Annotated in this window: 16 protein-coding genes; 10 read left to right on the plus strand and 6 right to left on the minus strand. The window is 59.8% G+C overall.

Features of this window, described 5'->3' with window-relative positions; genetic code table 11:
- The first annotated feature begins 20 nt into the window (after positions 1–20).
- Both FFI16_RS09755 and FFI16_RS09760 read left to right on the plus strand, forming a co-directional pair.
- Positions 21–1,574: a DUF726 domain-containing protein gene (locus FFI16_RS09755; RefSeq protein WP_138815103.1), complete on the plus strand. Its 1,554-nt coding sequence runs from the start codon at positions 21–23 to the stop codon at positions 1,572–1,574.
- A 41-nt stretch (positions 1,575–1,615) separates the two neighbouring features.
- A complete protein-coding gene (locus FFI16_RS09760; RefSeq protein WP_138815104.1) occupies positions 1,616–2,935 on the plus strand; it encodes an Nramp family divalent metal transporter in 1,320 nt (439 codons plus the stop codon).
- Positions 2,936–2,963: 28 nt separating this feature from the next.
- Here the strand turns inward: FFI16_RS09760 and FFI16_RS09765 are convergent, their stop codons facing one another.
- From FFI16_RS09765 to FFI16_RS09775, 3 genes are all read right to left on the minus strand, one after another.
- On the minus strand, positions 2,964–3,341 hold the full coding sequence (locus FFI16_RS09765; protein ID WP_138815105.1) for a type II toxin-antitoxin system VapC family toxin: 378 nt from the start codon (positions 3,339–3,341) through the stop codon (positions 2,964–2,966).
- A complete protein-coding gene (locus FFI16_RS09770; protein WP_256666242.1) occupies positions 3,338–3,697 on the minus strand; it encodes a type II toxin-antitoxin system Phd/YefM family antitoxin in 360 nt (119 codons plus the stop codon). The genes FFI16_RS09765 and FFI16_RS09770 overlap by 4 nt, the downstream gene beginning before the upstream one ends.
- 143 nt (positions 3,698–3,840) lie before the next feature.
- A complete protein-coding gene (locus FFI16_RS09775) occupies positions 3,841–4,773 on the minus strand; it encodes a LysR family transcriptional regulator (RefSeq protein WP_138815106.1) in 933 nt (310 codons plus the stop codon).
- 117 nt (positions 4,774–4,890) lie between these two features.
- Between FFI16_RS09775 and FFI16_RS09780 the strand changes: the two genes are divergently transcribed.
- The 8 genes from FFI16_RS09780 to FFI16_RS09820 all read left to right on the plus strand — a co-directional run bounded on the left by FFI16_RS09780 (position 4,891) and on the right by FFI16_RS09820 (position 9,730).
- Entirely contained in the window at positions 4,891–5,379 is a 489-nt protein-coding gene (locus tag FFI16_RS09780; protein WP_065932109.1) for a DMT family transporter, read from the plus strand.
- A gap of 4 nt (positions 5,380–5,383) precedes the next feature.
- A complete protein-coding gene (locus tag FFI16_RS09785; RefSeq protein WP_138815107.1) occupies positions 5,384–5,839 on the plus strand; it encodes a DMT family transporter in 456 nt (151 codons plus the stop codon).
- Positions 5,840–5,928: 89 nt separating this feature from the next.
- Positions 5,929–6,099 (plus strand): metallothionein, encoded by a 171-nt coding sequence (locus FFI16_RS09790; RefSeq protein ID WP_138815108.1) that lies wholly within the window; start codon positions 5,929–5,931, stop codon positions 6,097–6,099.
- Positions 6,100–6,166: 67 nt separating this feature from the next.
- Entirely contained in the window at positions 6,167–6,931 is a 765-nt protein-coding gene (locus FFI16_RS09795; protein WP_138815398.1) for a helix-turn-helix transcriptional regulator, read from the plus strand.
- Positions 6,932–7,034: 103 nt separating this feature from the next.
- Complete coding sequence (locus FFI16_RS09800) at positions 7,035–7,208, plus strand: DUF1427 family protein (protein ID WP_138815109.1); 174 nt, start codon at positions 7,035–7,037, stop codon at positions 7,206–7,208.
- A gap of 30 nt (positions 7,209–7,238) precedes the next feature.
- Positions 7,239–8,198 (plus strand): zinc-binding alcohol dehydrogenase family protein, encoded by a 960-nt coding sequence (locus FFI16_RS09805; protein WP_138815110.1) that lies wholly within the window; start codon positions 7,239–7,241, stop codon positions 8,196–8,198.
- Positions 8,199–8,630: 432 nt separating this feature from the next.
- A complete protein-coding gene (locus FFI16_RS09810) occupies positions 8,631–8,966 on the plus strand; it encodes a DUF6124 family protein (protein WP_138815399.1) in 336 nt (111 codons plus the stop codon).
- Between the two features lie 428 nt (positions 8,967–9,394).
- Positions 9,395–9,730 (plus strand): DUF6124 family protein, encoded by a 336-nt coding sequence (locus FFI16_RS09820; protein ID WP_099488788.1) that lies wholly within the window; start codon positions 9,395–9,397, stop codon positions 9,728–9,730.
- Between the two features lie 37 nt (positions 9,731–9,767).
- Here FFI16_RS09820 and FFI16_RS09825 read toward each other — a convergent pair whose 3' ends face one another.
- The 3 genes from FFI16_RS09825 to FFI16_RS09835 form a co-directional block, all read right to left on the minus strand.
- Positions 9,768–10,796 carry a purine nucleoside permease gene (locus FFI16_RS09825; RefSeq protein WP_138815112.1) on the minus strand — a complete coding sequence of 343 codons (1,029 nt, stop codon included), beginning with the start codon at positions 10,794–10,796 and terminating at the stop codon, positions 9,768–9,770.
- Between the two features lie 14 nt (positions 10,797–10,810).
- On the minus strand, positions 10,811–11,773 hold the full coding sequence (locus FFI16_RS09830; protein ID WP_138815113.1) for a nucleoside-specific channel-forming protein Tsx: 963 nt from the start codon (positions 11,771–11,773) through the stop codon (positions 10,811–10,813).
- 155 nt (positions 11,774–11,928) lie between these two features.
- On the minus strand, positions 11,929–12,867 hold the full coding sequence (locus tag FFI16_RS09835) for an AraC family transcriptional regulator (protein ID WP_138815114.1): 939 nt from the start codon (positions 12,865–12,867) through the stop codon (positions 11,929–11,931).
- Positions 12,868–13,029: the final 162 nt, after the last annotated feature.

The following is a 13,029-nucleotide window of genomic DNA, read 5'->3' on the forward strand; positions in this document are numbered from 1 at the left end:
TCATCAGGAGTCACCGGCCCATGCAACACCAGTGGGATGAAATGCACCGCACCCGCAAGCCCACGTTCCTGTTGTGTGGCGAGCCTCAGGGGGATGTGCTCAATCTCTATGTTCACGGTTACTCGGCGTTCTTCAATCGCCAGCAACTGGGCAATTTCACCCAACAACTGGCAAGCATCGAGGGCTCGACCAACCTGATGCTGTTCTGGCCGGCGGGGCACTTTCTGGAAAACCTGTTTGCACCGGTCAAGGATGTGATCACCGCGATGCTCGGCGGTGGCGGCTTGGGCGCGGCAACTGTGGGCGTGGGCCGTGCGATTGCCTACTTTCTCGACCATTACAAAAGTGTCGAGGCGCGTGTCGATGAAGTGGCCAAGACGTTGTTGCCTGAACTTGCCCATTACCTGCACGGCGAAGCGCTGCCGGTGCGGCGCATCAACCTGATCGGGCATTCCCTTGGCGCGCGTATCCTGGTCAAGAGTCTGCTGGCCAGCCCCGAGGTCGCCCGCCAATTGCCGCTCAACAATGTGTTGCTGATGGGCGGCGCCATCAGCACGTCCAGCCCCTGGGATGAAGTGTCGGCAGCCCTCAAGGGCCGCGTGATCAACTGCTACTCCAGCAAGGACTGGGCGCTGGCGATAAAACCGGACACCGAGCGCTGCATAGGCCGGTATGCGATCGACGTCACGCCCGCGCTCAAGGCCAAGGTCACCAATGTGCACCTGGCCACCTTCGACCACGCAGCGTACTGGCCGCAGTTGAAAACCGTGGTGCAGTACACCGACCTGCTGCAGGAAAGGCGTGGCCTGATCCGCGCCGACCTGCGCAGCAGCGAAGTGCGTTTTGCCGAGGAGGACGTGGAACTGTTCCCTGCCTTGGTGCAGGCCCGCCCTGAGGAGCTTAAGTTTCTGGCTGAGATGATGGCGCAAAAACGCAGTGCCTCGATCGACGCCGACGTGCGTGAACCGTTGAAACTGGCTATCGAATTGCAACGCATGGGCGGTGACAGCTTTATGAACCTCGCCCGTGGTCATGGCGTGAGTTATCGCCAGATCGCCGAAGATGTCGCGCAACGGCTGGGCATCAAGTTTGATGAGCCGCTTGAAACCATAGGGCTGGCGGATATCGAGGCCCAGGTCGCGGAAAAACTGATTGAGCAGTACAAGGACAAACTCAGCAGCGCCGACCGCCAGGCTTTCGACGCCGAGCTCAATGCCGCCGCGCAGAAAGAGCAGGGCCTGTTCCAACGCATCGACCTTGGCCGTTCGGCAACCACCGCCCTGAGCGGCACGGCGTTGGCGGGGTTCACCGGGTTTATGCTGCGGCGCGGCGCGGCCACGGCAATTCCGGTGGTGGGCCAGGCGCTGGCGGCGGCGATGTTACTGGTCACGGGCGTGCGCGCGTTCTCCGGCCCGGCGTATTCGATTACTACCTTGGCGGTATTGGTGATTGGCATGATTCGCCAGCGCATGGAACGCGAAGCGCTGAACCAGGAGATGGACCTGGTGGTGCAAGTCGTCGAAGCGTTCGACTTGCCCCGGGAAACGGTGATGCGCACGGTCGCGTCGGACTGATAAGCTGCGGCTCTGACTTGTGTGTTTGCCTGGGATACCGTGTGAAATTCAGCCTGCCGAAAATCGCCACTGCCCCCTTCTGCCCGCCGGAAGTGGCCGGCTCCGTTATCGTTGACCCCAAGGCTTCGTTTTTCAAACGGGCGCTGATGTTTGCCGGGCCTGGCCTGTTGATCTCCATCGGCTACATGGATCCCGGCAACTGGGCTACCGCCATCGAAGCCGGTTCACGTTACGGCTACAGCCTGTTGTTCGTGGTGCTGCTGGCCAGCCTGGCCGGCATGGCGGTGCAGTGCTTATGCTCGCGCCTGGGCATCGCCACCGGCAAGGACCTCGCGCAACTGTGCCGTGAGCGCTACAGCAAACGCTCCGCGCGCACGCAATGGGTGCTGGCCGAAATATCGATCATCGCCACCGACCTGGCTGAAGTGCTCGGCTGCGCCCTGGCGTTTCACCTGTTGCTCGGCGTGTCGCTGACCACCGGTATCGTCATCACCGCCTTCGACACGCTATTGATCCTGGCCCTGCAAAACCGCGGCTTCCGACGTCTTGAGGCGATCATGCTGGCGCTCGTTGCAACCATCGGCGTGTGCTTCTTTATCGAACTGGTGTTGATCAAACCCTACTGGCCGGACGTGCTCAGCGGTTTTACCCCGTCACTGGCGGCCATCAGCGATGCAGCGCCGTTGTACCTGGCTATCGGCATTCTCGGCGCCACGGTGATGCCGCATAACCTCTACCTGCACACCTCGATTGTGCAAACCCGCCTGATCGGCAAAGACCTCGCCAGCAAACAGGACGCGGTCAAGCTGGCGCGTATCGACACCATCGGCTCCCTGGCCCTGGCTTTGCTGGTCAATGCCGCGATTCTGGTGCTGGCCGCCGCCGCGTTCTACAAGACCGGCCACACCGAGGTGGTCGAGATTCAGGATGCCTATCACCTGCTCGACCCCTTGGTGGGCGGCGCCTTCGCCAGCATCTTGTTCGGCATTGCCTTGCTGGCCTCCGGGCAGAGCTCGACCTTTACCGGTACCATCGCCGGGCAAGTGATCATGGAGGGTTACCTCAACTTGCGCATCCCGTGCTGGCAGCGGCGCCTTATCACGCGCGGGCTGGCGCTGATCCCGGCGTTCCTGGGCGTCTGGCTGATGGGCGACGATGCCATCGGCAAACTGCTCATTCTGAGCCAGGTGGTGCTCAGCCTGCAGCTGCCATTCGCCTTGTACCCGCTGATCCGCATGACTGACGACAAGCAACTGATGGGACCATTCGTTAACCGCTTGCCCACGCGGCTACTGGCGTGGTTTCTGTTTGTGCTGATCAGTGGTGCGAATGCGTGGTTGATTGGGCAGTGGTTGTTTTGACTTAAATGTGTGATCGCTCCAACTCGACCTACACCAGAATTGCCAAGGACGTGTACTGGGCAACCTGCGGATCGGCCGTCAGCAGTTTCATCGGCTCGCTCATGGCTGCCGCAACAATAAGCCGGTCGAACGGGTCTTTATGGTGTTGCTCAAGATCCTTTACCGCAATCGCGTGTTCTGAAGTGATTGGCAATTCGGTGAAACCGCTCTCTAGGCAGTATTCACGGATTTCATCCAAATCTACCTCGAGCTTTCCCAAGCCTACCTTGATCGCGATTTCCCAGAAGGTTGCAGCGCTGACGTAAATTTCAGCAGCGTCTTCAATCAATTTTTTGGCTTTATTGGATAGTCTGGGGTCATCACTCAGTGTCCACAGCAGAATGTGGGTATCCAGCAACACCCTCATAAAGGGGTGACCTCAAACGCATCCAGCAGGTCATCGGGTAAAGGTGCATCAAAGTCTGCGGGGACGATGAGCTTGCCTTTCATTGCGCCAATCCGGCGGCCTTTGGACTTTCCTACGGGGACGAGCTGTGCCATCGCACGCCCATGCTTGGCGATGGTGATCACTTTACCTGCGGCAGCCTCATCGACCAGTTTTGACAGATTATTTTTTGCTTCACCCAGCGGTACGGTAATCATGTGGCGATCTCCATATTTTGGCCAAATATAGCCAAAATCAGCTGAGCTATCAAAGACGGCGTGACGGCCGGCTTTAGCCGCGCGTTCAGAACGCGATTGTTTTTGGTAAACGAAATCCATGGCGCCTCTCCAAAAAAAGATTGAGCTAAAGTCTGCCTGCCAGGTGCCGGGTCTGAAATAGTGGCCCGAAAAATCAGAACGAGCCTACTTTTCCCACGATGAATTTTTACCTACCAATGCTTTTCCAGTGAGAGGGAGGAACCTCACCGATCCCAATACGGCACCGTCCCAAAACACTCCACAAAATAGTCAATCACCGTGCGTACCTTCAACGACAGCCGCCGGCTGCCTGGCCACAGCGCGGCAATCTGCTGCGGCTCCAGCGTGGTCGCCACGTCGTACTCCGTAAGCACCGCCTTCAAGGTGCCGGCACGCAAGCCTTCGCCGATCAGCCAGGACGGAAACACCACCAGCCCCAGGCCTTGCTCCGCCGCGTGGGTGAGGGTGTCGGCGTGGTTGCCGGTGATGGGGCCTTTGACGCTGTAGGGCGTCCAGTCGCCCTGGTCGCGACGGAAGAACCAGCGTTGCTGGCCGGTGATGCCTTTGTAGGCCAGGCATTGATGGTTGGCCAGTTCTTCGGGGTGGCGCGGCGTGCCATGCCGGGCCAGGTAGGCGGGGCTGGCGGCAAGGCGAAAACGTTGGGGGGCGAAGATGCGCGCTTGCATGCTGGAGTCGTTAAGCACGCCGATGCGAAACAGCAGGTCGGTGCCGTCTTGCAGCGGGTCGACGTAGGTGTCGGTTTGCTGGATATCCAATTGCAACTTGGGGTAGCGGCGGCACAACTCGCCTAGCCACGGTGACAGGTGGCGCTGGCCGAACACCATCGGCGCGTTGATGCGCACCAGCCCGCTGGGCTCGCTTTCCTGCTCCTGCAGGGCTTGGCCGGCGGCCTCCAACTGTTCCAGCATCAAGCGTGCATGGCGCCCCAGCAGCCGCCCGGCTTCGGTGGGGCTGACTGCACGCGTGTGGCGGTAGAGCAATTGCTGGCCGAGCGCCTGTTCCATCAATTGGATTTGCCGTGAGATAGAGGAGGGCGCCAGCCCTTCGCGACGCGCCACTTCCGAAAAGCTGCCGTGGTCCAGCACGGCTACAAACAGGCGCAATGCCTTGAAACTCAATTCATTCAAACCCTGCATCGTGGCTCCAGGCTGTGCGTAATGCGCAAAGGTGTTATCCGCATGCTCCCATTTATCGCACAGCACGGCCACCGGATAATGCGCGCCATGTTTCCTTTCTTGACGCGCAGGTGATGTATGCAGGCAAGTTCCATCGAGGGCGTGGCGCAGGCCAGGCCGAAAAAAAACCTTTTGCGCTTGCTCTTGCTGCCGCTGGTGATTCTGGCGGGCATGGGCCTGTCGGTTGAGGCCGGCTTGCTCGGGCCATTGGGTGCGCAAGTCGGGCATTTGTGGGCGACCTTGAGCATCTTTGGCGTAGGCACGGCAATCCTGTTTTTACTGCTGCTGTTCAGCGGCCCGCAAAAAGGCCCGGCACTCACCGACCTGCCGCGCTGGCAGTTGATCGGCGGCTTTTTGGGGCCGATGTATGTGGTGGTGCTGACCCTGGCCACGCCGCATATCGGTATTGCCATGACCATGATCGCGATCCTCTCGGGCCAAGTCGGCAAGAGCGTGCTGATCGACCATTTCGGCTGGTTCGGCACCGCGCGCAAGCGGGTCAATGGCGAACGCTGGATTGCCCTGGCGTTGATTGTGGCGGCACTTGTTCTGATTGCACGAGGTTAAAGCGATGAATCTGATTCTGTTATTGGTACTGGTGATTGCCGCCGGTGCGGTGCTGAGTGTGCAAGCCGCGATCAATGGCCGCCTGGGCCAGACGGTAGGCGTGTTGCGCAGCAGCTTGCTGACCTTCGCGGTGGGCGCAATCACCACGGCGCTGTTAATTTTCTTCTTCGAACCCGCACAGGCCGTGAGCTTGCTGGACGTGCCCAAATGGCAGTTGACCGGCGCCTTGTTCGGCGTGGTGTACATGATGGTCATGGTCGGCGCAGTGCCCGTGGTGGGTACGGCGGTGGCCACGGTGGCGGTGATCGTCGGGCAGTTGGGCATGGGCATGTTGATCGACAACTTCGGCTGGCTGGGCAACCCGGCCATCGAGCTGTCGGGCAGCCGCGTCGTGGCGATGCTGCTGTTGGCATTGGCGCTGGTGTTCATGTACCGCAGCAATAGCCGCCTGCCCGATTAACGGCGGTGAACCTTGAAACCTTGCCTATAGTCACTGCTTAAGGTGCAGCGCCCGTTGCACCTGGACGACCATGCAAAAGGAGTCTGAACATGGCTAACGAAAACTGTGCCTGCCCACATTGCAATTGCGTACTGGGCACTAATGCGGTGATGAAAGACGGCAAGGGCTATTGCTGCCAAGGCTGTGCGGAGCATCATGCGCATGGCGAGCCGTGTGCCTCGCCGACGGGCTGCGAGTGCGCCAAGTCCGCCAAAGGCTAAAAATCCTCTCGGCTTATCGGGTGGCGGTCATTACCATGGCCGCTCACCCTTGATTGATGTGCTCTTCATGGCCCTGGCCGCGCCTCCCGACCTCACTGATCATGCCGTCCCCGTGCAACCGCTGGCGCGCACCTACCCGCGTGGGTTGTATGTGGAGCCACACAGCCACGACTGGGGCCAGTTGCTCTACGCCATGAGCGGGGTGATGTGGGTGGAGACGCCTCGCGAAGCGTTGGTAGTACCGCCGCAGCGCGCCGTGTGGTTGCCGCCGGGTGTGGAGCACGGGATTCGCGTGGTCTCCGACCTGCAGATGCGCAACATCTACCTGCGCCCGGCATTGGCGGCGACGCTGGACAGCCAGGTGCAGGTAATTGAAGTCGGCGGGCTGCTGCGTGAGCTGATCGTCACCCTGGTCGATCAAGGCGATAACGCTGATACCGCCTATTACGACGCCGTGGTCGGCCTGGCGCTTTTGGAGTTGCAACGCGCGCGCCGCTCGCCGATCCGCATCGCCATGCCACTGGGGGTGGACCGCCGTTTGATCAATGCCTGCCAGGCGGTGATGGCGTCGCCCTCGCTGGAAATCCCCTTTGAGCAACATGCCGAGGCGGCGGGTGCCAGCGTGCGCACCCTGGCGCGGTTGTTCCAGAACCACCTCGGTATGGGCTTTGCCGAGTGGCGCCGTCAAGTGCAGCTGGCCACGGCGGTGGCGGAGCTGATCCAGGGCCAGTCGGTGAGCGGCATTGCCCGCTCTTTGGGCTATTCGCCGAGCAGCTTCAGCGACATGTTCCGCCGAGAGCTCGGTGTGGCGCCGTCGCAATACGTCGGTTGAGGCTTTGGCCGAAATTCTGAAGCACTTGGCCGATGCTTCGGGAATGGGCTCATTACACTGGGCGCATCAACCCACCCGGCGTAAACCCTATGAACTATCCCCTATGAACTACCTCATTTCCCTCGCCATCGGCCTGTTGGTCGGCGTGATCTATGGCGCCCTGGACTTTCGCTCGCCCGCGCCGCCCGCCATTGCCCTCGTGGGCTTGATGGGTATGTTGATCGGCGAGAAGCTCTGGCCCATGGGGCGTGAGCTGGTCAGCGGTTGGTTGTCCTGATTCCTTTTTACCCTTCGATGGATATTGGCCATGAAAGCACTGCAATTTTCCGCCACCGGCGACCTCGCCGCCCTCAGTCTCGTTGAAGTCGCCAAGCCGCTGCCGGCCACCGGTGAAGTGTTGGTCCAGGTTAAAGCGGCGGGTTTGAACCCCAGCGACGTTAAAAACGTTCTTGGGCGGTTTCCCTACACCACCTTGCCGCGTATTCCCGGCCGGGACTTTGCCGGTGTGGTGGTCGAAGGCCCGCAGGCGTTGGTAGGCCAGGCAGTGTGGGGCACTGGCCGTGACCTCGGTTTTTTTGCCGACGGCTCCCACGCGCAATACCTCACGGTGTCGGCGAAAGGCGTGGCGCATAAACCGGCGCATCTGAGCTTTGCTCAAGCCGCCAGCCTCGGCGTGCCATACACCACCGCCTGGGATGCGCTGGAGCGTAGCGGTGTCGGCAAAGGCACGCGGCTGCTGGTGATTGGCGCCAACGGTGCTGTAGGCAGCGCGGCGTTGGCGCTGGCGAAAATTCGCGGTGCTCAGGTGTTGGCGGCGGTGCGCAAGGCGGATCAGGTCGAGGCGTTGCAGGCGCAGGGCTTCGACGCGATTGCCCTGGGCCAGCCGGACGCATTGGGCGGGCAGGTGAATACAGTGTTCAAGGGCGGCGCTGATGTGATCTTTGACACTACCGGTTTCTGGCTACCGGCGGCTGTCGCCGGTTTGGCCCCCTTTGGCCGCATCGCAATCATCGCCGCGCCGGTCGATGGGCATGTGCAACTGCCGGCCCTGGCGTTGTATCGCAAGGGCGGTTCGGTGGTGGGCATCAATTCATTACTCTACAACTGCGAGCAGTGCGCGGTGATGCTGGAGCAGTTCGGGCGGTTTTTTGATGAGGGTTCGCTGCCGTTGCCGACAGGCTTGCGTGAGGTGGCGTTGGCGGATGGGGTGCAGTGCTACGAGGAAGTTAACAAGGGCAGTGCGGACAAGATCATTTTCCTGCCTTGATGCGGTAGAAAAGTGTGGGAGCTGGCTTGCCTGCGATGGCGGTCTGTCAGTCAGAGAGTTATTGACTGATCCACCGCTATCGCAGGCAAGCCAGCTCCCACATTTTGATCTTCACTAGGCTTGAGGGCTGTTCTTGATCGGACGTTTCCCACAAAGGTTTCAGGTTGTCGCTCGGAAGCGGGCTGACTAACCTCACTGCCGTCGCTGCCAATTCAGCGGCCGGATTTGACCGTCCGACTCCCAAGTGCATCTGTACCGCATCGAATCAGGCGTTTTTTTTACGCCTGCTGTATCGTGTCGCGGCAGCTGTACGCGGGATACCTTAGGGTATGCCGGTGTTCCTTGGGACCGGTCGGTCAACCCGCGTATAGCTGCCACCCTAAGTCGTTTGACCGCGAATTGTGGCAGCTCCATTTCCCTTGGAGTTCCACCATGATCAAAGACACCCCCAACCCCCCAGCCCATCAAGACTACGACACCAGCACCCTGCACGAAGTCGCCTACCGCGCGATCAACCACTACCTCAACCCCGGCAAACCCATTCCTGAACCCAGCGAAGGAATCTTCACCGTGCGCGCCGATCTGGGCACGGAAACCTTGCTGGTCAATGCTTCCCAGGATCTGGCGTCGATCAGCGACATTGCCAGCCACTTGGCGTTTGAAATCGAGGGTTCGCAACGCAATGTCGCGCTGGGTATCTGTCGGATGCTGGAAGGCGTGCAACTGCTGGTCGACAAGGCGCTGAATGCAGCCCACCCCGTGACTTAAACTTGTGGGAGCTGGCTTGCCTGCGATGGCGGTCTGCCAGCTGTAGTTTTGTTGGCTGATCCACCGCTATCGCAGGCAAGCCAGCTCCCACATTTAATCTTCACTAGGCTTGAGGGCTGTTCTTGATCGGACGTTTCCCACAAAGGTTTCAGGTTGTCGCTCGGAAGCGGGCTGACTAACCTCACTGCCGTCGCTGCCAATTCAGCGGCCGGATTTGACCGTCCGACTTGTTAACGAATCGCTACGCCCTGTACCAACCTCAGGCGTTTTTTTTATGCCTGAGGTATTGTGTCGCGGCAGTTGTGCGCGGGATACCTTTGGGTATGCCGGGTTCGTTGACAACCGGTCGGTCAACCCGCGTACAGCTGCCACCTTACCCTTGCTTGACCGCGAGCGTTGGCAGCTTCACTTGTCGACGGAGTTCCACCATGATCAAAGACACCCCCAACCCCCCAGTCCATCAGGACTACGACACCAGCACTCTGCACGAAGTCGCCTACCGCGCGATCAACCACTATCTCAACCCCGGCAAACCCATTCCTGAACCCAGCGAAGGCATCTTCACCGTGCGCGCAGACTTGGGTACGGAAACCTTGCTGGTCAATGCTTCCCAGGATCTGGCTTCCATCAGTGATATCGCCAACCACCTGGCGTTTGAAATCGAGGGTTCGCAACGCAATGTGGCGCTGGGTATCTGTCGGATGCTGGAAGGCGTGCAACTGCTGGTCGACAAGGCGCTGAATGTAGCCCATCCCGTGGCCTAAATGTGGGAGCAAGCCCGCTCCCACATTTAGATTTTTGTCAGGCTTCTGGGACGCCTTTTTCCCACGCCGACCAGTTCTTCAGAATCGCCTGTACCAGCGGATTGCCCGTGCGGTACAGGTTCTCCAACGCCGGTACAAACCCGCCCTGGTCCGCATACTTGAGCAAGTTGTCCACTTCGCTGTAACCCGGATACGGCCGATCAAAGTCGGAACCGGCACGCACCACGGCCAAGCGCTGAATATCCACCAACCCTTCACGACTGGCGCGCAGCAAGGCTTCATAGGTGGAGTTGTCTTCCTGCTGGGTGGTGCAGTACTCGCCTTTGTTGTCGGTGAGCAACTTGGTCCAGACCTCGGCGCGTTCGCTCAGGCGTGTGCCGGAGAACCAGGTATTGCCTGCCAGCGTATCGCAGCGCGTGACTTGTGGCGGCTGGTTGGCCGGCGCGGCGGGGTAGTGTTTACGCCAGGCACTGGATTCCTTGCTTTCGCTCAGCTCAACCTTCTGCGACAGGGCAAATGCCTTGGCTTGCAGCTTGGGGTTGAGCTCGAATACTTCGGTCTTGTAGTCCAACGGTGGTTTTTCGTTGGGGCCTTTGGTGTTGATGCCGATGTAACCGGTTGGCCAGTCTTTAGGTGCATCGCGCGAATCCAGCTCCCATTGGGTGCCGAACTCCACCAGGTAATGCGCCCAGGCCGCGGTGCCGATGGTTCCGTGTTTAGGGCTGATGCCGGCGATCCCGGCAATCAGGAAGTAGCTCTGGCGCAGGTCAAACTTGGGCGACAACGCCAGGGCCAGCGTGGACGCGGCGGCGTTGGTCTGGCCCATGCCGGTCACCAGCAGGCACACGTCCTGGGTGTTGCAGCGGATCACCGGGTATTCGGCGGACAGGCCTGGCACGCGGACTTCCTGCTTGAGTTCCAGGCGGTCGATCCAGGTTTGCGCCTCGGGGGCGAACATGGTGATCAACATCACTTTGGGCTTGATCGGCGCCGGAGTATCCGCCAGCACCACGTGGGGCAAAAAGGCCAGGCCGATGGCCATCGAGAGACGGGTAAACATTTTCATCCATAGCTCCTTGATCAGAATTGGTAACCGACACCGGCGTAGTAGCCCCAGCCATCCGAGCGTGCGCGGAAGTTGCCCTCGCCAAAATTCAGCTCGCTGCCATCCTCCCAGTTGCCGCCGTTGTGGAAGTAACGGCCGACCAGGGTGAAGCGCAAGTGAGTGAACGAATACAGCAGCACGTTGGTCGCCACCAATGAATTGGCGGTGCGCGCCGGGTTGTCCTTGTGCAAGTCCGAGCCAAAATCGTAGTTGGTAAAGCCGATATAGGTCAGCGACGCACCGTTATCGAAACTGCTGATGGGCACGATGTACTTCATTTGCGCACGGTAGCCGTCCCACGAGTATTCATTGCTCGCGCCGTAGTTTTCCCATTGGTAACGCCCATAGAAGTTGGCCGACAGGTTGACCCGCGAATGGGTGTCGATGTCGGTGCCCAGGCCGCTGTACAAGGTGTTGGCGCGGTTGGACTTGTTGCTGCCATGGTCGTAGATCCAGTCAAAGGCTACGTACCATTCCTTGAACGGGCCGATGGCCAAACTGCGGCCGGCCAGGTAGTCGATGGAGATACGCGGCTCATGCTCCATGAACACCGGCGAGCCATGGTCCCACGCGCCTTTGTCATTACTGTTACCGATGCCGAGGATTTTCGGCACGTCGATATAGCCATACAGCTCGAACGGGCCTTTGCGGCCGAAGTACTCGTATTCCAGGTACACATCATCCTGCGGCTTGGGACCGAAGCTGATGTCTTTGCTGCCGATCAGGGTCAGGTCCTGGTTGAACCACTCCGACATATACACGCCTTTTTTCGCCGGGGTGGCGTCGGGGCTTTTGGTTTCGGGGCTGAGGGTTTCGCCCTGTGCTGAGTCATCTACGGGTTTTTGCTGCGCCAAAATGGGGGCGCTGAGTACTCCCGTAACGGCGGCCAGTAGCAAGGAAACACCAAAACAAGCGGGACGCCTTGAGGTGAGGTGCATTGAAAATCCCTATTCTTACGCGGTTTGAACCCGTTTCTGCGGGTAGTGATGAACTTGGCGGCCAAGTTCGTTCCGCAAACGTTTGCACGTGGCGTACCAACTTTGCTCAAAGGTTTGAGCAGTATGGAAAAAACAGGGATTAGTCGACCTTTTGGTCAAAATTGGCTGGGTGTCAATGTCTCGATGCGGTTGAATAAATGCATCGCGGTTTCACGTCGATACTCGCTGGGCGTCTGGTTCATTTCGATGCGAAAGTGCCGGTTGAAGTTGGACAGGTTGGCGTAGCCCACTTCAAAGCAGATGTCCGCCACTGACATGTCGCTTTGCAGCAACAGGCGGCAGGCGCGTTGCACGCGGAACTTGCGCATCAGGTCGATAAAACCGTGGCCGGTGTTGCGCTTGAAAAAGCGTGAGAAGCCCGGTTCGCTCATCTGCAGTTGCTGGGCGATGACCGATAGGCGCAAGTCGCCGGTCAGCTCGCGCATCAGGTAATCGAAGGCTTTGTTGATGCGTTCGGCGCTGCGTGCATCCAGGGTGGGCGCATAGCAGGTGCTGGCCAGTGCCTTTACCTGCGGTGGCGGTGCATTTTTAAGCGTGTCGAGCAGTTGCAGGAACAGGACCAGCCGCTGCAGGCCGTGGGCGTTGCCGATGGCTTCCATCAACCCGGCTGCCTGCACGGCGGTCTCGCCAGTAAATTCCAGGCCGCGCCGTGCCTGTTCGAACAGCGGCTGCAAGTCGCCGAGTTCCGGCAGGGTTTTGCGCAGGGCGAGCAGGGCGGCGCCGTCGAATTGCAGCACCACGTCGCGGCCATTCAAATATTCGCCGGGGGCCAGGTCGCCGATCCAGTCATGGGGCAGGTCCGGGCCGATCAGCGCCACATGCCCGGCGCTGAACGCACCAATATAGTCGCCCGCCACCAACTTGCCGCTGCCCTGGCGGATCAGGTGAATCTCAAACTCGGGGTGATGGTTCCAGCGTGCCAGGTCATAGGGGTAGTCATGTTCGAACCAGCGAAAGCAGTGGTCCGGCTCGGGCAGGATCACTTCGAGTTCGGCGGGGCGGTGTTCGAACAATTGGGCGCGGCTGACGGGCATGGTGATGCCTCTTATGCGTTGGATAACGCCAAAATACGCGCACCGGCAATCAGTGCGCTACCCCCGGTTTCGCCCGGTACTGATACTTTTTTGACTTTCACGCATGGGTTAAAAAAGTACCAGCCGCGCATTCGCCATTCGTTTGTGGGGGCCAGGTCAAGC

It is taken from the genome of Pseudomonas sp. KBS0710 (genome assembly GCF_005938045.2).
Lineage (GTDB): Bacteria > Pseudomonadota > Gammaproteobacteria > Pseudomonadales > Pseudomonadaceae > Aquipseudomonas.

Coding starts and splice junctions, on each gene's coding strand:
- FFI16_RS09800 (WP_138815109.1), top strand. CDS start 7,035: ATGAACTACCTCATTTCCCTCGCCATCGGCCTGTTGGTCGGCGTGATC.
- FFI16_RS09830 (WP_138815113.1), bottom strand. CDS start 11,773: ATGCACCTCACCTCAAGGCGTCCCGCTTGTTTTGGTGTTTCCTTGCTA.
- FFI16_RS09790 (WP_138815108.1), top strand. CDS start 5,929: ATGGCTAACGAAAACTGTGCCTGCCCACATTGCAATTGCGTACTGGGC.
- FFI16_RS09820 (WP_099488788.1), top strand. CDS start 9,395: ATGATCAAAGACACCCCCAACCCCCCAGTCCATCAGGACTACGACACC.
- FFI16_RS09835 (WP_138815114.1), bottom strand. CDS start 12,867: ATGCCCGTCAGCCGCGCCCAATTGTTCGAACACCGCCCCGCCGAACTC.
- FFI16_RS09805 (WP_138815110.1), top strand. CDS start 7,239: ATGAAAGCACTGCAATTTTCCGCCACCGGCGACCTCGCCGCCCTCAGT.
- FFI16_RS09810 (WP_138815399.1), top strand. CDS start 8,631: ATGATCAAAGACACCCCCAACCCCCCAGCCCATCAAGACTACGACACC.
- FFI16_RS09825 (WP_138815112.1), bottom strand. CDS start 10,796: ATGAAAATGTTTACCCGTCTCTCGATGGCCATCGGCCTGGCCTTTTTG.
- FFI16_RS09770 (WP_256666242.1), bottom strand. CDS start 3,697: ATGGATTTCGTTTACCAAAAACAATCGCGTTCTGAACGCGCGGCTAAA.
- FFI16_RS09785 (WP_138815107.1), top strand. CDS start 5,384: ATGAATCTGATTCTGTTATTGGTACTGGTGATTGCCGCCGGTGCGGTG.
- FFI16_RS09755 (WP_138815103.1), top strand. CDS start 21: ATGCAACACCAGTGGGATGAAATGCACCGCACCCGCAAGCCCACGTTC.
- FFI16_RS09775 (WP_138815106.1), bottom strand. CDS start 4,773: ATGCAGGGTTTGAATGAATTGAGTTTCAAGGCATTGCGCCTGTTTGTA.
- FFI16_RS09780 (WP_065932109.1), top strand. CDS start 4,891: ATGCAGGCAAGTTCCATCGAGGGCGTGGCGCAGGCCAGGCCGAAAAAA.
- FFI16_RS09795 (WP_138815398.1), top strand. CDS start 6,167: ATGGCCCTGGCCGCGCCTCCCGACCTCACTGATCATGCCGTCCCCGTG.
- FFI16_RS09765 (WP_138815105.1), bottom strand. CDS start 3,341: ATGAGGGTGTTGCTGGATACCCACATTCTGCTGTGGACACTGAGTGAT.